A 23,570-nucleotide genomic window follows, 5' to 3' on the forward strand; every position below is an offset into this window, starting at 1 on the left:
TCCCCGACCTTTCGGAAGGGGACCGAGCGTTTAAAAATAGTCCGGTGGACTATTTTAGCGTAGGAGCCAGGCTGCGCGAAGGACTAAAAAGCTTCGAGGAACAGGAGCATTGCCGTTGGCCATGGCGGTGGGGCGACGCGAAGTTTTGGGCCCGGTTCTTCTCTGGCGGCAGCATGAGAAGAAATACCTCTCGAAAGGGCGTCTTTTCTTTTGTTACTTTTCTTTGGACGAGCAAAGAAATCGAAGATTCACGAACACCTATTTATCAAATAAGATCAGTGAGCTAAAAGTAAGTAAAAAGGGAAATAAGCTTTTGTTCATTATATTGAAAAAAGATGTGGGTACACTGTAGCTGCCGACGAGGCAGGGATTGGGTATAAAACCATAACAAAGGCTATGATTGAATTTTCTATCTTATCAGAACAAAATATAAATCAAATTATTTATAGCTCATTTTAAATAATAATTGGTATTATTTATGCATTACCAATCTTGTCATTTTGTATTCTTTTTGCTTTTTATTTTTATCTCATTTGGTCTAGAAAAAAATTATGACATCTTCCTTAATAAAACTTTTGCCTATAAAGAATAAATAGTTAGTTTTGCTTAAATTTATTTAGACTTAATAAAAATAATGATTAAAGTATGAACAATTTGATTAAAAAATACATGTATACAGCCTTGTTTTTTTCGGGCTTATGTTGTTATGCCCAAACCAGTGCTGTTAAGGGAAAAGTGACCACATCGAATGGTGCTCCTGTCGAAAACGTTAACATACTTTTGCAGGGTACGCAAAAGGGGACTGTTACCGACATAAACGGAGACTATGTCCTTAAAGGGATAACGCCGGGAACGCATGTCTTGACCGCTTCCTATATTTCCTATGTCACGGCAAAAAAAGGCATCGTTATCAATTCCAGCGAGACATTAAAAGTGGATTTTGTCCTGAACGAGGACAATCTAAATTTGGATGAAGTGGTTGTTTCGGCAGGTAGGACGCCGGAAAGGCTCTCGGAGATACCAGCCTCAATAACCATTGTGGATTCCAAACAATTAGAGCTTTTGGGAACTAGTACCACCAATATTAGCGAAATCCTGGAATATGCCATACCCGGCCTGGCGCCAAGCACGGGAACTTTTTCTAGTTGGGGACAAACCCTTAGGGGGCGTGAGCCTTTGATAATGGTGGATGGAATTCCACAATCGACCCCTTTGAGAAATGGTCAGGTAGATATAAAAAGTGTACAGCCCAACGACATTTCAAGAATTGAGGTCATTAAGGGGTCTGCGGCCATTTATGGTAATAGCGGAGATGGGGGAATCATTAATTATATTACAAAAAAACCGGAAAGGAACCAATCGTTTTCTGGTAATTCCAATCTGTGGGGTACGCTTAATCTGTCCGAGTCCAAAGATGCCCTGGGATGGGGGGTACAACAATCTGTCACAGGTACTATGGACGATTTTTCCTATTATGTTTCGGGCAGTTATGAAAAAACTGGGAATAAATATGATGGTAACGGTGATCCGCTTTCGCCTACATACGGGCTGGATAACACCAAGATCATAAGTACTTTGGGGAAAGTTGGCTATCAAATAAACGAGAGCCAAACAGTCGATTTAATGTTTAACCATTATAGAACGAGGCAAGAAAGTCCCTTTGTTCCTCTATTGGGTCATTTAGAGGTATTCAATGCTTCGGGCGATTATCTTGTTACGCCAACTATTGGGGTAGCCCCAACTGCTGAAAATCCCATACCAGAAGAAGCAGAAGGTTCTGGTGTTACTACCACAAATGCACAATTAAAATATACTTTAAGTGGCATATTCGATAATACCTCAAAACTTGAGACGGATTTGTATTATCAAAAGGGCAAGAACATTTTCTTTTATGATGCCACCTATTTTGAAAATGGAGGACAGACAGTGGTCAATACGGAAAAAATGGGTTTTAGACCTGTTTTAAATACCAGGCTAAATTTTTCCGTACCAGTTTCCATGTCCCTAACATATGGTCTAGATGTACTTAAGGATAAGACCAACCAAGGGCTTTTAGATGGTCGGGTGTGGACGCCGAACATAGATTTATTAAGTATAGCTCCCTTTGTCCAGGCCCAATTAAAATATAAAGAGGAATGGGTGTTGAAAGCTGGCCTAAGATATGACAATATGAAGGCGACCATCGAGGATTTTTCCACTTTGCCAGTCTCCCCGACTAGAGACGATAATTTTACCGATCCGATAAACGTTACGGGCGGAGATATTAAGTTTTCGAACACTTCGGCCAATATTGGTATTCGATACATAAAACACGATGAATTTATTCCCTACATTAACTTTTCCCAAGGGTTTTCCCTACCGGATATGGGGAGGGTCGTTCGTGGAGGGACTTCCACAAATGTGAAAAATATAAACCCTGAGGCCATAGAAACGAACAATTACGAGTTTGGATTCCTGTCAAAATTTGAACATATAAGGTTCGAGGCCGTTGGGTTTTATACCAAATCCAATTTAGGTATTGGATTGATCCGGGTCGAAGATACCGACCAATTTATACAATCAAAAAATCCCCAAAAAATTTATGGTGCTGAAGTTGCGGTGGATTTTACCTATTTTGAGGATAGATTAAGGTTTGGAAGTTCTTATTCTTACGTAGAAGGATTAACGCACAGCCCTGATGACGAGACCAATCTTTCCTATATTGGGGGCGATGTAATTGCTCCTCCAAAGGTAACGGCGTATGTAAACATTGTACCCTTCGATAAGTTATCTACCGCCTTGAGGGTGATTCATGTAGGGGACAGGAAAAGATTTAATCCGACTGAAAATAACGGGACTTTTTCGTATGCCTATAAGCAAGTTCCCGTAACAGGATACACCTTGGTCAATATTTCGAGCACCTATAAGGCAACGGATAAGCTCTCCATTTCTTTGGGGATCAACAATTTGTTCAATAAGTTTTATCTGCCGCCAAGATCACAATGGGCCGCATCATTAGGGTCTTACAATTCGGCAGGGGAAGGCGCTAACGGAAGGCTGTCGGTTAGCTATAATTTTTGAACATTGCTCCCAAAACCAAGTATATGTGCCGGGATTATTGGTCCCGGCTTTTTTTAGCGCGATCTGAAAATAACAAGGTATCATAAAAAGGCTCCATGTATGGCTCGGGATAAGCGTAGGACTCGTCGCTTCCTTTTCTGGGGTTACTTACCGGATCCATCTACCTTTGGCAACCCGAGCTGTCTGCCTTTATGGTTTGCTTCCCTTAATAACCTGAGTTCGATTATTATTTAAGTGTTTAAAACAATCACAAAATACTGTTTGCCAGATGTTTGTCATTTCGACAGAGAGGAACGAACGACGAGAAATCCCATAATTATGAGATTCCCTGCCTTTGCCGGCTCCTCGTACCTTGTTCGGAATGACAGCTTTTTCATGACATTTTATTTTAACTATTTGAAAATCAATGTTTTTAAAATCGAACTCAGGTTTAATAATATAACAGGATGGCGCTTTTTCCTTTTCAGAAGCTACTGTGAGTACACAAAAAAAGCACAAAAAAAAGATTGGACACGAATGGCACAAATTTTTACAAATTATTCAGACTATTGACAGATTTCAAGCCTATATAGACTAGGGATTCATATTCATGCAGAGTCCAATCTACACCATAAAGCATTGGATTCGTATGAATTTGTGCCATTCGTGTCTTTTTTATAGATGTGCACTCACGGTAGTTTTCAGAAGGCAATGGTTTTAATACCTTTCCAATAGTATAGAACCATCATTTTATGTCGCTGTCTGAATACTATACCATGGCGTTAAATCTTGTTGTTTTGCATTTTGGAACAAGAATTACACCCTAAAAACACTTGCTTTTTTTGGTATTTCCCTTAGGCTCTGTTCGTTCCGTATCCTGCACGGATACAACAAAAATGCCCTAGGTTAGGCCATCATTATTTTTGTTTCAAAATATTTAATATTAATTTAGACTAATTAAAAATAATTTTTATATTTGTTTCAAATTAATCCGTATAATATTACAAACATTGAAGTATAAGGTTACATAAAATTTAAAATACTTGCAGCTAGTCTTTTGATTGCGATTTTTATTAGACCAGAGCTGCTCATTCTTAAAAATAAATTAATAAGATGAGTAAAACTCTGTCAAACAATCGAAGAACGGTTGTCGAGCTATATGCTGATGACTACTACAAGGACATTTTCTATGAAGGTGCTGAGAAAGAATATACTAGAGCAATTCAGTATGCACAAGAAAGAGTGTCGGGTTTCCTTAAGAATAATTCAAAGCCGTTTAGTGGCATAAAACCTGAGGAGATCAAAGCCAAGGTAGAATCCATTGATTTGGATGAACCTGTCAAAGATTACCATAGCCTTTGGGATGAAATAGATGACATCTATGTAAAACATGCCACGGCTTTTCACTTACCAGAATATATTGCACATTTAAATTGTCCCGTTGTCATTCCGGCTCTTGCTGCCGAACTAATGATCAGTGCCATTAATTCATCTCAGGACACTTATGATCAAAGTGCAGGGGGAACCTATATGGAAAGAAAGCTCATTGAGTGGACGGGAAAACAGTTAGGATACGGGCATAATAGTGATGGCGTCTTTACAGCAGGGGGATCGCAAAGTAACCTAATGGGGCTGCTTTTGGCCAGGGATTATTGTGCTTTCCAATTGGGATATGATATCAAGAAAAACGGTTGTCCTCCCGATATCAGCAGATTTAAGTTTTTTGTGTCTGAAACAGCACATTATAGTAACCACAAGAATGCCACAATATTGGGTTTGGGAGAACAGGCCGTGGTCCATGTGAAAACCGACGGACGTTTCCGTATGAGTGCCAAGCACTTGGAGCTGGCCATTGTTGAGGAACTTAAAAAAGGAAATTTTCCATTTGCTGTAATAGGAACTGCTGGGACTACGGATTTTGGCAATATTGACCCGTTAAAAGAAATTTCGGCATTGGCATCAAAATATAACTTATGGTTTCATGTCGATGCCGCCTATGGGTGTGCGTTATTGTTGTCCGCTAACCACAGAAGCCTTCTCAACGGTATAGAATTGGCCGATTCGGTTACAATTGATTACCACAAGTCCTTTTTTCAGCCAATCAGTAGCAGTGCATTTATAGTAAAAAATAAAGAAACTTTAAACCTGATCAAACACCATGCGGATTATTTAAATCCAAAAGACCAGGATTATGATGCCGTTCCGGCTCAAGTCAATAAATCCATTGTACAGATTACACGACGATTCGACGCTTTGAAGCTCTGGTGCACACTGCGCTATATGGGGAAGGAAAAGTTAGGGCAATATATCGATGATATTATAGCCACAGCTAAAGAAGTCGCTCTCCTAATGGATGTAGATCCTACTATAGAGTTGCTGAGCCATTCGGATATCAGTGCATTGGTATTTCGGTTTATACCAATTGGCTTTGAAGGGGATGTTTGTGCATTGAACAAGCATATCAAGTCAAAAATGTTTTACCAAGGAGAGGTGCTGGTGGCCAGTACCAAGATAAAAAAGACCTTTTATCTAAAGTTTACCATTTTGAATCCCTTAACCACTATAAAACATATTATTAATATTCTATCAATTATAAAAAACCATGGAGAAGAATATCGTCATTCCAGATAAATTTATCAAAGAATCAGAAGAAATAACATTTACCATTTTATTAAACTGTTGTATCAGGGAATTGGGTAATGATGTTTTTTATCAAGGCGTCCCAAAATATGATAAGATATTGCGGGCATTAATATTGTCAAACGACCATCAACTTCATCTGAAGTTGGATTTTCCCAATGATAAAAAGGAAGTATATGTCCCGATTAAGTATAGGTCGGAACTAGGGGCTCACAGATATTTCTTTCCCGTATTTGAGAGAGATCTTGAAACGGACACGGTACGGGAAATTAAAGCATCCGACTTATTGGAACTCATTGCGAATCATGAAGAGGGAAGCACTGAACATTGGGCTATTGATAACATAAGATACCGAATGAATTTAAGTACCGAGAAAATAGCGGAGTTCCTAAATTACTTCCACGAAGAAAAACTAGAGCCCCATAAGTGGAAAATGAGCTTTATCGAAGCGGAACAATTATTGCCCATTGGACATTTGTTGCACCCACTTACCAAAGGAAGAGAAGGATTTTCTGATGAAGACACTGTGAAGTATACGCCGGAATACGGTCAAGAGTTTCAGTTGGTTTATTTTTTGGTTCATCCCGATCTGGTTGAAGAGAATGCAGCCAAGGATGTGCTTATGACGGATTGGATTAAGGACTGTCTTTCGAATAACGATTCATCCGACAAAAGTATAAGTCGTGTATTTAAAGAGCTTCCAGATTGGAAAGTTATTCCGGTTCATCCTTGGGAGGCCAAATATTTGGAGAACACCCCGGAGATCTTAAAAATGAAGGATGAAAACCTTATTGTTAAATTGGGAGAGATGGGACCTATGTTTACTCCCACATCTTCTGTAAGAACCCTTTATAGTAAGGACTGCGAATATATGTTTAAGCTTTCCCTGCATGTTAAATTGACGGGAGCTGAGCGGATTAATCATATACATGAGCTCCACAGAGGTTATGAAGTATCCAGATTGATGGGGTCACCCTGGGGACATGCTTTAAAGGAGAAGTACCCGAGGGTATCTTTTATTTGTGACCCTTCTTTCGTTAGCGTTCGCTATCAAGGAAAGGTTCTGGATTGTTTTTCTGCCTGTTTCAGGGAGAATATATTTTTTAAAAGTTCTGGGGACAATCATATAAATGTTTTGGCATCTTTATGTCAGGATGGTGTGATGGGAGCTGCGTCTCGTTTAACTTCCATCATCAAAAAAGCCTCAAAAATTACAGGGGATCCTTTGGAAGAAGTGGCCGTTAAGTGGTTTGAACAATATCTGGATATATTGATGAATTCCGTTATCGGCATGTTTGAAAGTGAAGGGATGATATGTGAATGGCACCAACAAAATACATTGATTGGATTTGATGAGTTTTGTTTTCCTGAGAAATTGTTTTTCCGGGACAATCAAAGTTTTCTTTTCCGGGAATCTTTTAAAAACAAAATAGAGGACCTAGTACCGGGAATCTCGGCACATAGTAAGATGTTTATCCCCGACGAAAGGTTATTTGACTTGGTACTACATTATGTAATCTCTGGAAACATTCTAGGACTGGTGAACGCCTTTGGGGTAAATAAGCTTAGTGATGAGCGGGAACTCATTTCCCTGGTGTATGATAAACTAGCAGGTTTTCTTAAGACGGATAACAGCGGTTTGATAAAGCACATATTGGATAGTAGGTATTGGCGTGTTAAGGGGAATTTATTAACGGCTCTTCATAATATTGATTGCTGTGAGAATCCTATTGGGGTGACAAAGGTTCAAATCCCTAATGTGCTTCACAAACGGTTTTTTTCGCCCCAGTTGATCTTGCCGCAAGGGAAAGAGGTTGTTTATAGTCGGTATTTTCCCAAGGAGGATGTCGTTATAAGTATTCGCCCCATTGATTTGGACCAGGATTTGGAAATGTTGCATGAATGGTTCCACCGGAGCCATGCAAAAATGTTTTGGAAGATGGATTGGTCATTAAAGGAGTTGGAGACGTACTATCGAACATTATTGCCAGGGGATAGTTTATATAGCTATATAGGAATGGCCAATGGGGAACCAACATTTAATATTGAAGTCTATTGGGCCATTCGTGATTTGGTGGGCGATTATTTTGAGGTTAAACCTACAGACTATGGAACGCACCAGTTTATAGCGCCAACAGACCCCAAGAAAAAATATGTTTCTCCTGCCACTCAATGTATGGTGGATTATGTGTTTGCACAACCAGAAGTTGAAAGGATGGTAGGGGAAGGAGATGTTAAGTCCATGGCCTCTATGATGAACAAAGCCCATGTAGGGTTTAAAATAGAAAAAGTAATTGAGATGCCCCATAAAAAGGCAAATCTCAATTTTTGCCTGAGAGAATGGTACTGGGAAAAGTTCCCACAGAATAAACATATTACAATGAGCCCCGACTCTAAAACTTATACAAACAATGTCTAGTACCAAAGGAGAAAACAAACAAAAAATATATTCTTTGATAGGTATAGGGATTGGTCCTTTTAATTTAGGACTGGCCGCATTGGTACATCCGATCCCAGAGCTATCATCCGTATTTTTTGATCAAAAAGAAAAGTTTGACTGGCATCCCGGTTTGATGTTGGATAATGCAACACTTCAAGTGCCATTTCTTGCCGATCTGGTAACCATGGCCGATCCTACCAATGAATTTAGTTTTTTAAATTATTTAAAGAAACGGAGAAGAATATATAAGTTCTACATAAAAGAGGATTTTTTCTTGCTTCGGAAGGAATATAATGCCTATTGCCAATGGGTAGCTTCAAAATTGGATGCTTGTAAATTTTCACGAAAAGTGATAGCCGTTACTTACGAAAACGGATTGTATGTAGTGACTGTTTTGAATACGATTACGGCTAGGACAAAGCTATATTATGCAAGAAAAATAGTGCTTGGAACCGGAACGACACCACACATGCCAAAATTCTTAAATATGGCATCTTCGCCGAGAATTATACATTCTTCGCAATACCTTCATTACAGGAAACAAATAGATACTTGTGAATGTGTTAGTATTATTGGTTCTGGTCAAAGTGCAGCAGAGATATTCAGAGATCAATTACCAAAGCGCATACACCGGAATGAATTAAAATGGTTTACCCGATCTCCCTACTTTTTCCCTTTGGAGAGCGGTGCCAAATTTACCCTTGAGTTTACCTCTCCTGAATATACGGATCACTTTTATGATTTGCCGTATGATACCCGACTGCGCCTACTGTCTGAGCAAAGCGGGCTGTATAAGGGAATCGACGAAGACCTGATCAATGAAATATACAATATGCTATACGAGGGAAGCTTGGAGGAGGAGCCACTAAAGGTAGAGATACGGTCAAATATGAAACTCGAAAGTATTTCCGATATGGGAACGGGAGAGCTGGAGTTAAAGTTTAAGCACAGAGAACTCAATAAGGAACTTAATACCTTCAGTCACTTTGTAATCCTTGCAACAGGATACTCATACAAAGAACCGGAATTTCTAAATGGGATTAACGACAGGATCCAAAGGTTTAAGTCCGGCCGATTTTTGGTGCAGAGAAACTATACGATCGATAAAAACCAAAGTGAAGTCTTTGTACAGAATGCCGAATTGCATACACATGGGTTGGCTACACCGGATTTGGGAATGGGCGCTTATCGGAATTCCTGTATTATAAATCAAATTGCAGGAAAGGAGATTTATTCAGTTGAGAAGCGAATTGCCTTTCAGGAATTCGGTCTGTGTGGGACGAGTGTGTCCTTAACCCAATAATTAAATAACAATTTGGAAAATGATGGAAACTATAGAAGATATAACTATAAATACAGCTCACCTGAATGTGGGTGTTTGGGATAAAGTAAACCGCAACATACTTGCCAAAAGCATTGCGGAGCTTATGAGGGAAGATGTGGTTCATCCTGAAATAATAAGAACGGAATCGAACGGGCGCACGTGGTTCAGGATCATAACCGATATACCGGATATTACCTATTCGTATGCTGCTTCCCCTCGATATTTAAACTACTGGTATGTAGAGAAGCACAGTATTTTAAAAAATGAAAAAGGAGGGGCAGACCAAATAGTGAATGTCTCCGACTTTTTTATAGAAAATCAGAAGGCCTTCAAAATGGACAGCTTTACCTTGACCCACTATATTGAGGAGTTACAGCATACACTGTTTGCAGACGCCTATATTCATTATAAGGGACGAAGGAATGTTTCCGATCTTATGGATTTGGACTTTCAAACTATTGAGCACAACGTAACAGATGGACACCCCTGGGTAATTGTGAATAAAGGACGCTTAGGGTTTGGTTTGGATGATTATATGAGATATTCTCCCGAAGCCGATCAGGAATTTCAATTATTTTGGATAGGGGTTCACAGATCTCGTTCTTTCATGAAAGTACTTTCAAATGAAACTCAAGACAACTTTCTGAAAAAGGAATTGGGGGCTAGATTGTTTCGAGAATGGAAAGAAACTCTTTATAGTGCCTCGGTCGATCCTGATGATTATATTTTGGTTCCGGTGCATCCTTGGCAATGGAAGAACAAACTGGCTCTTCAGTTTTCTACCGATATAGCGAAGAAGTATATTATTCCATTGGGCTTCGGAGGTGATTATTATAGTCCCCAACAAAGTATTCGTACACTGTTCAACAAGACTGAGCCGCAAAAGCATTATGTAAAGACGGCGCTATCTATATTGAATACGAGCCATATTAGGGGATTATCACCCAAACAGTTATCTGTAGCCCCCCAACTAACCGAATGGTTAAAAGGAATGTTGTTAAATGATGCTTATTTGCAAAATACGGGAATAACTTTATTGGGAGAGGTCGCTTCTGTAAGTTATAGGCATTCCAAGTACGAACGGATAGAAGATGCCCCTTATCAATACCATCAATTTTTAGGAGCTATGTGGCGTGAAAGCCCTGTGAACTATACGGAAGAAGGAGAAAAACCGATTACCATGGCTTCCCTACTTTATGTAGATGAACATGGAGATAGCTTTATTCAAGAACTTATTAATAGATCCGGATTGACAGTGGATAAATGGTTACGGCAATATCTAAGGGTCTATCTGAAGCCTATACTGCAAATATTCTATGGGCATTCAATTAATGTTGATCCGCATGGACAAAATACCATTGTTGTATTAAAGGATTTTATACCTGTGCGTATTATGTTGCAGGATTTTGTTGGGGATATTTTATTGAACGAGGAAGCACAGCAAAAGCTGCCAAAGGAATTTTCGGAAAATATGTTTGTATCAAGATCCAATCCGGAAAATGCCCCATTGAGTATCCTAATAGCAATTTTTGATGCCTTCTTTCGGTACCTCAGTAATATTTTAATAGTACACTCGGATTATTCAGAAGACGCTTTTTGGACATTGGTTTACAGGACTGTTTTAGAATATCAGAGTGAACATCCAGAACTTAAGGAAAAGTTCAAGAAGTACAATATTTTTATTCCTGAATTTAAAAGATTGGTTTTTAATAGTAGGAGGCTTTATGGAGGGTATGGTGAGACTTCCGATTTTCCGCATATGAACAAGAAGGGCTATTTGCCCAACCCACTAATTCATGTATGGGAGCAGGTAAAAGAAAATTAAGGTTGGAAATGAAAAGTCTTTTATTCAGAATTGGGTCTCTTGTCGATCTATGTCGACTTGCTTTATCTGGAAAGGTAAACAATAACTACACTGTGGGCGGTATAAACAGGTCCATTTTTATCATTGCACTACCAGCCGTGGCCGAATTGATTATAGAGTCGGTCTTTGTAGGGGCCAATTTCTTTTTTGTCGGTAGGTTAAGTTCAAATGCTATTGCGATAGCGGGGACCACCATGTCTTTTACCGCATTATTGTATGCTGCGGCAGTTGGAATAAGTATTGCCACCTCTGCTTTGATTTCGAGAAGAATGGGTGCGAAAGAATATGATATTGCTGGACAAACCGTAGTGCAGACCATGTATTTAACCTTGCCTATTGCTTTGGGTTTAAGTATGGGGTGTGCTTTTTGGACTGAAGAGATCCTAAAATTAATAGGGCTCTCGGAACCAATGATAAGGGAAGGGCGCGTATTTGCAAGCTTGATGTTTATTTCTTCCGGATTATTGATTGTCCGGATGGTTAATAATGGAATTTTTAGAGGTGCTGGTAATCCGGCTGTGGCCATGAGGTCCCAATGGATATCCAATGGAATCCATCTTTTATTGTGTCCGATATTAATCTTCGGCTGGGGGATGGTTCCAGAAATGGGATTGCTGGGCATGGCATTGGCGGCAATTGCTTCCCGAACAATAGGAGTTGGTTATCAGGCTTGGATTTTCTTCAATAAAAATTTTTCCATACAAGTAAGCAAAGAGCACTTTGTTTTTCAGCCTCAAATTTTTAAGAGTTTAATTCGGTTATCTATCGGGGGGACGTTGCAGTTTTTAATTCCGGCTTCGAGCTGGGTTATTATGATTAAGATCATGTCGTTTTTCGGAGATGCCGCTTTAACAGGATATGTATTAGCGCAACGAATTGGATCTATTTCAACCATGCCAGCTTGGGGTATTGGGAATGCAGCTGGGGTATTGACTGGCCATAACCTTGGAGCCCATAAACCTGAAAGGGCGGAAACGTCCGTATGGAGGGCCGGAAGGATCAATGTCTTGTTTTTGGCAATTATAGCTTTATGTTGGGCGTTTTTCTCAGAACCTATATTTAGCTTCTTTTCGAATGATCCACAGGTCATTGAATACAGTAAGACCTATATACACTTGATTTCATTGGCTTACTTGTTATTGGGGTACACCATGGTTATTTCCAGGTCGCTAAATGCCGCCGGGAATGTTTGGTTGGTTACCTTGATGTATCTCATAGTTTTTTACTGTTTACAGATTCCTCTGTCCTATTATTGGGGAGTTGAATTAGAATTTGAATATAAGGGGGTTTTTACAGCCTTATTAGTATCTGAATTTTTGCTTGGGATCATCTGTATCCTTGTTTTTAAAAGTGGAAAATGGAAAAAAATTAAAATCTAAAATATTTAATAATTATAAACATTACAGAGATGAAAACAAAACAAAGATTATATAAAGTTTTTGCTAAGGCTTTTGAAATACCTGTAGAAGCAGTAAATGATGAGCTTCAATATCAGCAGATTGCCGAATGGGACTCCATGAGCCATTTGGTACTGATTAGTGAACTGGAAAGTTTTTATGACATATCCATTGGTATGGAAGATGTCTTGGAAATGAATAACGTACAAAGAGTAAGGGAGGTATTGCATAGCAAGTACGGAGTTGTAATAGAACATTAAAGAGGGCCTATGAAGTTGGATGAATTAATATTCAGAAATAAGAACTTGGTATTTCGGGATGCTAAAACTGGGGTTGATAAAGGTATTGATAAAATAAGTAATTCTCTTGAGATTGGTTATCATGAAGATGTTAGGGGGCTCATTTTTGTTTATAACGACAATCAATTGGGCGCTATGGAAGTGCTGTTGAATTTTTATCAAAGCAATGATGCTATCGCGTTATTGAATATCGGATTATTTGAAGGGTATAAAATAGAATTGGAAAGGAAGTATAAGCCCTTGTATATTTTCGATCCTTCTAGAACTGAAATTAACGGATACATGCCGGTAAGGGTTTCAGAGGATATCACCCTCTTTAAGAGATCGGATGATTTTAGGTACCCCATAAATCAAAATATAAAGATATTGATGAATACCTCTGGAACTACAGGATCTCCAAAATTCGTTAAACTTTCCGATGATAATCTGGTAGAGAATGCCATATCAATATTGGATTATATGCCCATACAAAAGGAAGATGTCGTTCCTATAAACGTGCCCGTGAACTTTGTATACGGGCTTTCAATTTTTACAACCAACTGTATAAAGGCAAGTACTATAGTCTGCACTTCCAAGGATGTATTTCAGAAAGGATTCTGGGATGATTTTGCAAACTATAAGTACTCTACGTTGGGTGGAGTGCCATACTTTTATGAAATACTACAGCGTATAGGGTTTTTCAAAAAGGATTCCCCTTCATTACGTTATCTAACCCATACAGGGGGATTGTTAAACCAGAATTTATGGAATACAATTGCTGAATATTCTAAAAAATTCCAAAAGCAGTTTGTTGTACAATATGGGCAAACAGAGGCAGGGGGAAGAATGGCTGCACTGTTGTCTGATGATTTTTATCATAAAAGAGGGACCATTGGAAAGCCGATTAAAGGAGGTATGTTCAGGTTGCACGAAGATACAGGGGAACTTATATACAGCGGCGCGAATGTATTTGGCGGTTATGCCAACAGCATTAACGATCTGGAATTTTTTAAGCAAGCTGAAGAGTTGTACACAGGCGATATTGCCCGGGTTGATAAAGATGGATATTATTATATAGAAGGAAGAATGAAACGGATCGTGAAACTTCTGGGGGTTCGATTAAACTTGGATGAGGTGGAATTAATCCTTAAGAATTCCTTGGAAGGGAGTATTTTTATTTGTGTCGGGATCGAAGATAAATATATGGTAATTGTTTATTCTGATGATAAATGGGATAGGCAGTCCATAGGAGGTGTTTTAAGGGAAAAGCTGGGAATCAATCCGAATTACTATAAAACAAAATTCTTAAAGGAAATACCGCTGACCGTGAACGGGAAAGTAGATTATCCCTTACTAACAAAGGAAATTCATTCGGGAGAGATCAGGTTATGATAGTTATATGGGGTTGGGGCTTATAGTTGAAAATTCGGGTAAAGTGGACCATTCGCGCCGAATTTAAATGAGTGACGAGTCCTTAAATAATCGTTACAGGTTTTTTAAAGATAGTTTTAAATCTCCAAGGGTTGCAACTCTTGGAGATTTTTTTGTTTTTATTGTCCCATCCTGAAATAAGTTGACATAAAATCAACTTATACCAAATGAATTTTAAAATGATTGGTAATAAATTTGAATTATATTTTCTTTAGATGAGATAAAAAACATAAACATAGCCTAGTTATGGTTATGTTTTTTATTAAAATATAAAGGAAATAGAAATCGAAGATTCACGAACTCCTTATTATAAAAATAAATGATAGTGAGCTAAACGGATTTAACCAGTTATTTTGAAGTTTATTTGGTATTATTATGAAAGACAAAGAGAACAATAATTTATAGTATTAAATTTGCGGATTAGATACAAATCATTATTTTTGTGTACGCACACGTAATATAGTAAAAACCGAATATATATGAAATTAAAAATATGCTTGTTAGCTAGCCTTTTTTTAGTTAGTTTTTTGAGTTTCAGGTCTTACTCTCAAACAGGGAATGATGGTTGGGTATCTCTTTTTAATGGAAAAAATTTAGATGGCTGGAAACAGTTAAACGGTACGGCTAAGTATGTTGTAGAGAATAATGAAATTGTAGGTATAACAAAAACAAACACCCCTAATAGTTTTTTGTGTACTGAAAAAAAATATGATGATTTTATTTTAGAATTTGAAATTTTGGCAGACCCATCTATTAATACAGGGGTTCAGTTTAGATCTAATAGCTTTAAAGATTATAATAACGGTAGGGTTCATGGATACCAATTTGAAATAGACCCTAGTGATCGTGCTTTTAGTGGAGGGATATATGATGAATCCAGAAGGGCTTGGATGTATCCATTATCATTAAACCCAAAGGGAAGGAAAGCTTTTAAAAATGGCGTTTGGAATAAATGTAGGGTTGAAGCCATTGGTAATGCCATTAGAACTTGGATAAATGGCATACAATGTTCTAATCTGGTAGACGATTTAACAGCATCTGGATTTATTGGCCTTCAAGTGCATGGTATTGGATCCGATGAAGCGCATGCTGGTAGAAAAATTAAGTGGAGAAATATCAGGATAAAAACTGATAATCTGGAAGGGGAAAGTTGGGAATCAGACCCACAAGTTCGAGAGGTGAGTTATTTAATTAATAAAATTACCGATTACGAAAAAAGAAATGGCTGGCGATTATTATGGGACGGAAAAACAACTCATGGTTGGAAAGGTGCAAAAATAGCTCATTTTCCGAAATCGGGATGGGAAATAAATGATGGTGTTTTATCTGTTTTAGCTACAGACGGAGGAGAGTCTACAGGTCCGGGGGATATTATTACGAAGGATGTTTTTAGCGATTTTGAATTAGAGTTGGAATTTAAAATAACAAAAGGAGCGAATAGCGGAATTAAATATTTTGTAGATCCAGAATTAAATAAAGGACCTGGTTCTGCAATTGGTTGTGAATTTCAAATTTTAGATGATAAAAATCATCCGGACGCTAAAGCTGGAACCAATGGTAATAGAACTATTTCTTCATTGTATGACCTCATGGCTGCTGAGAATCTTTCGGTACCAGGCAGAGGAAAACAATTTAAAGGTATTGATCGTTGGAATAAGGCCAGAATAGTTGCTAAAGATGGCCAAGTAGAACATTGGTTAAATAACGAAAAAGTTATTGAATATGATAGATATTCCCAAATGTTTAGGGCTTTGGTCGCTTATAGTAAATATAGTAGATGGCCAGAATTTGGTCAATGGGCCAGTGGTCATATCTTGTTACAAGATCATGGAAATACTGTGTATTTTAGAAGTATAAAAATAAGAGAGTTTAATTAAAAAGTGACTTTAAATATGAGTTCCAATAGAAGGGATTTTATAAAAAAGGCAACTATAGGAGCTGTGGGTATGACATTAACCAGCGGGTTGACAAGCCTATCTGCTCAAAGTTATTCTAGAATTCTCGGAGCCAACGAAAATATTGGCTGTGCAGTTATTGGGGTACGAAGTAGAGCTAAGGCACATATAATGGCAATTCATCAAGATTTGAATGCTAAGATTCTTTATAATTGTGATGTAGATGATACTATTTTGGAGGAACATAATGTATGGTGTAAAAAGAATATTGGATATATTCCTAAGGTAGAAAAAGATTTTCGCAAGATTTTAGAGGATAAAGATGTAGATGCCGTTTTTATTGCAACTCCAGAACACTGGCATGCGCCTATGGCCATTTTAGCACTGCAAGCAGGTAAGCATGTATATGTAGAAAAACCGTGTAGTCATAATCCACATGAAAATGATCTTTTAGTTGCTGCTCAGAAAAAATATGGTAAGAAAGTGCAAATGGGTAACCAGCAGCGTTCTGCCCAAACATCAATGAATGCTGTAAAAGATATAAAAGCAGGGATTATTGGAGACGTATATAAAGGGGAAGCATATTATTCAAATAATAGAGGAACCATAGGTATTGGTAATAAGATAGAAGTGCCAAAATCATTAGATTGGGACCTTTGGCAGGGACCGGCGCCTAGAACAGGTTATAAAGATAATATCCATCCATACAACTGGCATTGGTTCCGTAATTGGGGAACAGGAGAAATTCATAACAATGGTACACACGAAATTGATATTTGCCGTTGGGCATTGGGTGTTAATTTGCCTGAAAGTATTACTTCTTTTGGAGGTAAATATACTTATGAAGATGATTGGGAATTTGTAGATAATCAGCAAGTGACCTATAAATTCGCAAACGATAAATTCATTACATGGACTGGACATAGTAGGGGCATTATGAAACCAAAAAGGCCTGGTAGAGGTGCTACTATTTATGGGAGTAAGGGAGCCATACAATTAGATCGTAATTTTTATAAATTATTTGATTTACAAGGAAACTTGATAAAAGAAGAGCTTGAAAAATCTGCTAGTGAAACTACGAATACAAGAGGCATAGGAGGATTGGATGTTTATCATGTTGGCAATTTCTTTGATGCGATACGAAAAGATAAAAGTTTAAATTCTGATATCAAGGATGCTAGTATCTCAACCATGCTATGTCATTTAGGTAATATGGCACAAGATGCAGGAGCAACTTTAAAAATAGATTCTACTACTGGTAAAATTTTAAATAATGATAAAATAATGAAGCATTGGAAAAGAGACTATGAGCAAGGGTGGGAACCTAAGTTATAAATAAAAATGGAAAGAAGAGAATTTTTAATTAAAGGAGGGATTGCTTCAACGGGAGTTTTAGCAAGTGCCTCTCTTTTACAGGCCATGTCTGGAAAAACAGGTAGTAATGATACCATTCACATAGGAGTCATAGGAACTGGTGATCGTGGGGGTGGTATGATTCCTGTATTAAATAAAATTGAAGGTATTCATGTTGCCGCTGTTTGTGATGTGTTACCCTTTCGATTGGAAAATGGGCTTTCACGAACTCAAAATAAAGCCAAGCCTTATACTAATTATAAAGCGCTGTTAAATAATAAGGATATTGATGCCGTGTTAATAGCGACACCTTTCAATACTCATGAGGCCATTGCCATAGATGCTATAGATGCTGGGAAGCATGTATATTGTGAAAAAACAATGGTTAAAGGCTTAATAGGAATAGATCGTTTGGTGAAAAAAGCATCAAAGGCAAAAACAATTTTTCAGACTGGACATCAATACCATAGTTCTACACTCTATAAACATGTTGTCGAGTTTATTAAAAAAGGAGAATTAGGCCAAATAGTGTCTTTTGAATGTCAATGGAATAGAAATGGTAATTGGCGTAGACCAGTTCCCGATCCATCTTTAGAACGTGCTATAAATTGGAGAATGTATAGAGAATATTCGGGAGGTATGGCAGCAGAACTCTGTTCTCATCAAATAGATTTTGTGCATTGGGTTCTAGGAGAAAACCCTAAAAAAATTATGGGTACAGGAGGCATAGATTTTTGGAAGGATGGGCGAGAAACGTTTGATAATATTCATTTGTTATTTGAATATCCAAGCGGCGTAAAAGCAAAATTTACGTGCTTAACGAATAATGCATTGGGAGATTACCAAATAAAAGTTCATGGAAGTAAAGGAACTATTTTATTAAACTATACCAAGGCATGGATTTATTATGAAGATGGTTATAAGAAAGAATTGGCCGATGTTGATGGGGTTTCTGGTGCAACAACAAATACTCATTTACAAGGAAAAGGAGTTCCAATAAACATATCACATATTGATCCTAGCGAACAGGCCTTAATGGATTTTAGGGATTCTATTTTAAATAATGAAACCCCAATTTCCAATATATACACAGGAGCTAATACAGCGGTTGCGGTTCAGTTATCTTTAGACGCTATGTATAATGAAAATATCCAATATTGGAAAGAAAAATATACGTATTAGAATGTAGAATCTATGATTTATAACAAAACGATGCTGCAGCTTCATGGCCTTAGGAGCTAACTTTATAGTAACACCGGTTTAAAGAGAAGATATTGCTATTGCTTGTAATAGAAGAATTAACAAGATTTTCTATTAAGCTTATCCAAGATATTAAAAGTTAATTATGGTATTTATACAAATGACTCAATAACCTTCCTGTGTTCAAGAAGGTTTTTCTTTTTTTTATGTGTGTAAATTTGTTACTTTTGGCATCAATTAAAATAACTAAAACAAAAAGATGAAAACAATAAAAATTTTAAGCTTGGTAACAATTGCTTTACTTATAGCCTCATGTAATAAAAATGGTGTTACAAATAAACCATTGAAAACAGAAATAGATTCTATTAGTTACGCTATTGGAATGGATGTAGCTAGAAATGTAAAAGCCAGCTTTACCGAGTTTGATAAAGATTTATTTATACAAGGATATGTTAATATGTCTGACTCTTCAAATATTTTAATTGAAGAAACTAAAGTTCAGCAAATTATTCAAACATATATGCAAAGAATGCAACAAGAAAAAGCTAAAAAGCAACAAGAAGAAGCTCTAAAGAAAGCTGAAGAGCAATTTGGAGAAAATAAAGCTGCAGGCGAAAAGTTTTTAGCCGAAAATATATCAAAAGAAGGTGTAGAAACAACCGAAAGTGGTTTACAGTACATTGTTTTAAAACAAGGAGATGGAGACATCCCAGAAGCAACTTCTAAAGTGAAAGTTCATTATCATGGAACTAGAATTGATGGCACTGTATTTGATAGCTCTGTAGATAGAGGAAAACCAACAGAGTTTGGAATTAATCAAGTAATCCCTGGGTGGACAGAAGGACTTCAGCTTATGAAAGTTGGATCTAAATATAAATTTTTCATCCCACAAGAATTGGCATATGGAGCTTTTCCACGTCAAGGAGGTGCCATAAAACCTTTTGATCCTTTAATTTTTGAAGTAGAACTATTGGAAATAGTTAAGTAATAATTTACTTAACGTTATAAAACAAAAGAACAGGAAGCGCATGCTTCCTGTTCTTTTGTTTTATAAGTATATTAATAGTGTGGAAAAGTACAAACATTGTAACTTTGCACAGAACCCATCTTGGTTTTTGTTTTATAGGAAATAGGAAAAACCCAAAAGGGTTCACAAATAAAAATAAGGAATATATGAGCCACAAAGCAGGTTTTGTAAATATTATAGGTAATCCTAATGTAGGCAAGTCTACATTAATGAATGCCTTTGTGGGTGAGAAATTGTCTATTATAACATCGAAGGCTCAAACCACCCGTCATAGGATTTTAGGGATTGTAAATGGAGACGATTTTCAAGTATTGTTTAGTGATACGCCAGGCATTATAAAGCCAGCTTATGAGTTGCAGGAATCAATGATGGGCTTTGTGAAATCTGCTTTTGAAGATGCCGATGTCCTAATTTATATGGTGGAAATAGGAGAGCAAGCACTAAAAGATGAAGCTTTTTTTAAGAAGATTACATCATCAAAAATACCCGTATTATTACTGTTAAATAAAATTGATAGATCAGATCAAGAAACATTGGAAACACAAGTGCAACTTTGGGCAAAAAAAGTACCCAATGCAGAGATCATTCCAATTTCGGCACTTGAAGGTTTTCAGGTAAAAGAAGTGTTTGATAGGATTATAGAGTTACTTCCAGAATCCCCACCATTTTATCCAAAAGACCAATTAACAGATAAACCAGAGCGCTTTTTTATAAATGAAAGCATAAGGGAAAAAATTCTGCTTCACTATAAAAAAGAAATCCCTTATGCTGTTGAAGTTGATACCGAAGAATTTTTAGAAGAAGAGAAAATTATTAGAATTCGTTCTGTTATTATGGTTGAACGCGAGACTCAAAAAGGGATTATTATCGGACATAAAGGAAGTGCTTTAAAGCGAGTAGGGGTTGAGGCTAGAAAAGATTTAGAAAAATTCTTTGGCAAGCAAATCCATCTGGAACTTTATGTTAAAGTGAATAAAAATTGGAGAAGCAATCAAAACCAACTAAAACGTTTTGGTTACAATCAATAAAAAAACTAATATTTTCTTCTTAATAGAGGAGCAACGTTAATTTTAAATACATATAGCATCTTTGGGGTTGTAACAGTAACCCAATATGAAATACTGTAGTAAACCATAATTTGTTATTTTCTGGTATCATTTTTTGGTTTTTTAAGTGGTGGAGAGGCTGTTCCAAATCTTGTTTTTACGAAAATATTCGAGAATGTTTGGTTTTATTGAGTTTTTAGTGAGTCGATTAATACCAATTTGAGTATAAAATGTCGTATTAAAGGCGATGTTATTTTTAAATTTAAAAACGCTGTGATTAGATTGCATAGTGTTGCTACGGAATTTATGAACAAGGCTTTTAAATTTAAAAAAGCCTGTACTCAACTTGATTGGGTAAGCGAGTCGACATGCGACATTTTATATTCAAATTGGTATCAGTCCTTTAATTTTTAAGATTAAGGAACTTTTTTGCTTTTTATAACTGTATTCATGATGTTATTTAATGCACGCATTTCGTTTTTACTGGAAGCTTTTCCAATACTGCCAGCAAAGTATAAAACAATCCAAATAATGACCATTAAGAGCATTAAGCTTACTTGTACGGCATAACTTTTATCTAAAGACAAATTAGTATAAGCCCATATTCCAAAAGCGATGAATAAGCCAGTAATTATAAAATGAAAAAACACAAACATAGTCCAAACCGTAGGGTTAGGGCCGTATAACCCATGCAGTAAACTTGAATCATCATCAATTTCTAAATGTAGCTGTGGTGACCAAAAATGCTGTTGCTCTTTAGGGAATTTAATAAAGACATGATTGTCCAATCGGGTTACTATAAGCTCAGATTACTGGGATTTTAAAGCTTCAAAATCCTTTAAAGCAGATTGGTTATTTGTATGAAGCTTAATTTTAAATCGCGGCCTTAAAACAATGTCATTAGTTGTTGGCATGTCATTAATATTATTTTAAGTACAGTAAATTACTATTTTTTTCTATAAAACATAAATAGTTTTAATCTTTATAAAAACACTTTGAGAAGACTATATTTCCTATTTTTGCAAAATATTTCAAAAGAGAAATATAAATAAAACAGCCTTAGGCTGTTGCATATCATTTTATAGATTATGAGCAATATAGTAGCTATAGTAGGAAGACCAAATGTAGGGAAATCAACTTTTTTTAATCGTTTAATACAACGAAGAGAAGCTATAGTTGATGCGGTGAGCGGTGTTACAAGAGATCGTCATTATGGTAAAAGTGATTGGAACGGGAAAGAGTTTTCTCTTATCGATACTGGTGGCTATGTATTAGGAAGTGATGATGTTTTTGAGGCTGAAATTGATAAGCAAGTTGAATTAGCTATCGATGAAGCTGATGCTATTATTTTTATGGTAGATGTTGAAAATGGTGTGACCGGTATGGACGAAGATGTTGCTAATTTACTTAGAAAGGTAAACAAACCGGTATTCTTGGTCGTTAACAAGGTTGATAATGCAAAGCGATCTGAAGATGCAGTTGAGTTTTATTCGTTAGGTTTAGGCGAATATTATAGCATTGCAAGTATAAATGGAAGCGGCACAGGAGAATTATTGGATGCTTTGGTCGATGCTTTGCCGGAAAAGGAAGAGGTTGAAGAAGAGGAGTTACCGCGCTTTGCAGTTGTTGGTCGTCCTAATGCGGGAAAATCATCATTTATTAATGCGTTGATAGGAGAAGACCGATATATAGTGACAGATATAGCAGGAACCACAAGAGATTCTATCGATACAAAATACAATCGTTTTGGTTTTGAATTTAATTTAGTTGATACAGCTGGAATACGAAGAAAATCAAAGGTAAAAGAAGATTTAGAGTTTTACTCGGTCATGCGAAGTGTTAGGGCTATAGAACATGCAGATGTTTGTCTTTTGGTTCTGGACGCCACAAGAGGATTTGATGGGCAGGTCCAAAATATATTTTGGTTGGCAGAACGTAACAGAAAAGGTATTGTCATCTTGGTTAATAAATGGGATTTAGTAGAGAAAGACCATAAATCGATGAAAGCCTATGAGAAAGCTATCAAAAAGCAAATTGAACCTTTTACAGATGTACCGATCGTATTTATTTCGGTTTTATCCAAGCAACGTATTTTTAAAGCCATAGAAACTGCTGTTGAGGTGTATAAAAACCGTTCTAAAAAAATAAAAACGAGTAAACTTAATGATGTTTTGCTTCCTATTATAGAAAACTACCCACCACCAGCTTATAAGGCTAAATTTGTAAAGATTAAATACATTATGCAATTGCCAACACCGCAACCTCAGTTTGCTTTTTTCTGTAATTTGCCACAATATATAAAAGATCCTTATAGACGTTTTTTAGAAAATAAACTTCGCGAACATTTTGATTTTACAGGAGTTCCAATAAGTGTTTATATGCGTAAGAAGTAGGGGACAGACTTTTTCACAAAAGACTTATACTCAAATTGGTATTACCCTAATTTCTTGTCGAAAATCACTTATTTTTTAATCGAAAGGAATTCCTCGAGGTTCTGCCTCGGAATTTCCATTGAACCTGCCTACCGGATTGTCATTCCCGTATAATTGCAAGATGCATGAATTCATTAATATTAAACCATTGAGTAAAACGGGAGTCTAAATAATATCATTTCGATTTTTGACCAAAAAGGTCAA

Annotated in this window: 15 protein-coding genes; 14 read left to right on the plus strand and 1 reads right to left on the minus strand. The window is 36.9% G+C overall.

Translation table 11 applies throughout. From position 1 onward, the window contains the following. Positions 1–645 precede the first annotated feature (645 nt). The 13 genes from PQO00_RS16330 (at position 646) to era (ending at position 20,916) form a co-directional block, all read left to right on the plus strand. Entirely contained in the window at positions 646–3,060 is a 2,415-nt protein-coding gene (locus PQO00_RS16330; RefSeq protein ID WP_274185926.1) for a TonB-dependent receptor, read from the plus strand. A gap of 1,092 nt (positions 3,061–4,152) precedes the next feature. Further along, positions 4,153–5,670, plus strand: coding sequence for an aspartate aminotransferase family protein (locus PQO00_RS16335; RefSeq protein ID WP_274185927.1), 1,518 nt, complete (start codon positions 4,153–4,155; stop codon positions 5,668–5,670). Then, on the plus strand, positions 5,642–8,098 hold the full coding sequence (locus PQO00_RS16340; protein ID WP_274185928.1) for a GNAT family N-acetyltransferase: 2,457 nt from the start codon (positions 5,642–5,644) through the stop codon (positions 8,096–8,098). Before PQO00_RS16335 ends, PQO00_RS16340 begins: the two co-directional genes overlap by 29 nt. Further along, positions 8,091–9,422 (plus strand): lysine N(6)-hydroxylase/L-ornithine N(5)-oxygenase family protein, encoded by a 1,332-nt coding sequence (locus tag PQO00_RS16345; protein ID WP_274185929.1) that lies wholly within the window; start codon positions 8,091–8,093, stop codon positions 9,420–9,422. The genes PQO00_RS16340 and PQO00_RS16345 overlap by 8 nt, the downstream gene beginning before the upstream one ends. 19 nt (positions 9,423–9,441) lie before the next feature. Continuing rightward, positions 9,442–11,268, plus strand: coding sequence for an IucA/IucC family siderophore biosynthesis protein (locus PQO00_RS16350; RefSeq protein WP_274185930.1), 1,827 nt, complete (start codon positions 9,442–9,444; stop codon positions 11,266–11,268). An 8-nt stretch (positions 11,269–11,276) separates the two neighbouring features. Then, a complete protein-coding gene (locus PQO00_RS16355; protein WP_274185931.1) occupies positions 11,277–12,686 on the plus strand; it encodes an MATE family efflux transporter in 1,410 nt (469 codons plus the stop codon). Between the two features lie 29 nt (positions 12,687–12,715). Further along, positions 12,716–12,964: an acyl carrier protein gene (locus PQO00_RS16360; RefSeq protein ID WP_274185932.1), complete on the plus strand. Its 249-nt coding sequence runs from the start codon at positions 12,716–12,718 to the stop codon at positions 12,962–12,964. Positions 12,965–12,973: 9 nt separating this feature from the next. Then, positions 12,974–14,374, plus strand: coding sequence for an AMP-binding protein (locus PQO00_RS16365; RefSeq protein ID WP_274185933.1), 1,401 nt, complete (start codon positions 12,974–12,976; stop codon positions 14,372–14,374). A 518-nt stretch (positions 14,375–14,892) separates the two neighbouring features. Further along, the gene (locus PQO00_RS16370) at positions 14,893–16,290 is read left to right on the plus strand and encodes a DUF1080 domain-containing protein (RefSeq protein WP_274185934.1); all 1,398 of its coding nucleotides are present in this window, start codon (positions 14,893–14,895) and stop codon (positions 16,288–16,290) included. A 15-nt stretch (positions 16,291–16,305) separates the two neighbouring features. Next, positions 16,306–17,643, plus strand: a complete 1,338-nt coding sequence (locus PQO00_RS16375) for a Gfo/Idh/MocA family protein (RefSeq protein WP_274185935.1) — start codon at positions 16,306–16,308, stop codon at positions 17,641–17,643. 6 nt (positions 17,644–17,649) lie between these two features. Next, complete coding sequence (locus tag PQO00_RS16380) at positions 17,650–18,843, plus strand: Gfo/Idh/MocA family protein (protein WP_274185936.1); 1,194 nt, start codon at positions 17,650–17,652, stop codon at positions 18,841–18,843. A 277-nt stretch (positions 18,844–19,120) separates the two neighbouring features. Then, positions 19,121–19,849 carry an FKBP-type peptidyl-prolyl cis-trans isomerase gene (locus tag PQO00_RS16385; protein WP_274185937.1) on the plus strand — a complete coding sequence of 243 codons (729 nt, stop codon included), beginning with the start codon at positions 19,121–19,123 and terminating at the stop codon, positions 19,847–19,849. Positions 19,850–20,034: 185 nt separating this feature from the next. Further along, on the plus strand, positions 20,035–20,916 hold the full coding sequence (gene era / locus PQO00_RS16390; protein ID WP_274185938.1) for a GTPase Era: 882 nt from the start codon (positions 20,035–20,037) through the stop codon (positions 20,914–20,916). Between the two features lie 434 nt (positions 20,917–21,350). On the opposite strand, the gene PQO00_RS16395 is transcribed toward era, so the two are convergent. Then, positions 21,351–21,722, minus strand: a complete 372-nt coding sequence (locus tag PQO00_RS16395) for a GTP-binding protein (RefSeq protein WP_274185939.1) — start codon at positions 21,720–21,722, stop codon at positions 21,351–21,353. A gap of 300 nt (positions 21,723–22,022) precedes the next feature. Between PQO00_RS16395 and der the strand changes: the two genes are divergently transcribed. Then, the gene (der, locus tag PQO00_RS16400) at positions 22,023–23,327 is read left to right on the plus strand and encodes a ribosome biogenesis GTPase Der (RefSeq protein WP_274185940.1); all 1,305 of its coding nucleotides are present in this window, start codon (positions 22,023–22,025) and stop codon (positions 23,325–23,327) included. Positions 23,328–23,570: the final 243 nt, after the last annotated feature.

Source organism: Flavivirga sp. 57AJ16, from assembly GCF_028736925.1.
Taxonomy (GTDB): Bacteria; Bacteroidota; Bacteroidia; order Flavobacteriales; family Flavobacteriaceae; genus Flavivirga.

Coding starts and splice junctions, on each gene's coding strand:
- PQO00_RS16330 (WP_274185926.1), top strand. CDS start 646: ATGAACAATTTGATTAAAAAATACATGTATACAGCCTTGTTTTTTTCG.
- PQO00_RS16335 (WP_274185927.1), top strand. CDS start 4,153: ATGAGTAAAACTCTGTCAAACAATCGAAGAACGGTTGTCGAGCTATAT.
- PQO00_RS16340 (WP_274185928.1), top strand. CDS start 5,642: ATGGAGAAGAATATCGTCATTCCAGATAAATTTATCAAAGAATCAGAA.
- PQO00_RS16345 (WP_274185929.1), top strand. CDS start 8,091: ATGTCTAGTACCAAAGGAGAAAACAAACAAAAAATATATTCTTTGATA.
- PQO00_RS16350 (WP_274185930.1), top strand. CDS start 9,442: ATGATGGAAACTATAGAAGATATAACTATAAATACAGCTCACCTGAAT.
- PQO00_RS16355 (WP_274185931.1), top strand. CDS start 11,277: ATGAAAAGTCTTTTATTCAGAATTGGGTCTCTTGTCGATCTATGTCGA.
- PQO00_RS16360 (WP_274185932.1), top strand. CDS start 12,716: ATGAAAACAAAACAAAGATTATATAAAGTTTTTGCTAAGGCTTTTGAA.
- PQO00_RS16365 (WP_274185933.1), top strand. CDS start 12,974: ATGAAGTTGGATGAATTAATATTCAGAAATAAGAACTTGGTATTTCGG.
- PQO00_RS16370 (WP_274185934.1), top strand. CDS start 14,893: ATGAAATTAAAAATATGCTTGTTAGCTAGCCTTTTTTTAGTTAGTTTT.
- PQO00_RS16375 (WP_274185935.1), top strand. CDS start 16,306: ATGAGTTCCAATAGAAGGGATTTTATAAAAAAGGCAACTATAGGAGCT.
- PQO00_RS16380 (WP_274185936.1), top strand. CDS start 17,650: ATGGAAAGAAGAGAATTTTTAATTAAAGGAGGGATTGCTTCAACGGGA.
- PQO00_RS16385 (WP_274185937.1), top strand. CDS start 19,121: ATGAAAACAATAAAAATTTTAAGCTTGGTAACAATTGCTTTACTTATA.
- era (WP_274185938.1), top strand. CDS start 20,035: ATGAGCCACAAAGCAGGTTTTGTAAATATTATAGGTAATCCTAATGTA.
- der (WP_274185940.1), top strand. CDS start 22,023: ATGAGCAATATAGTAGCTATAGTAGGAAGACCAAATGTAGGGAAATCA.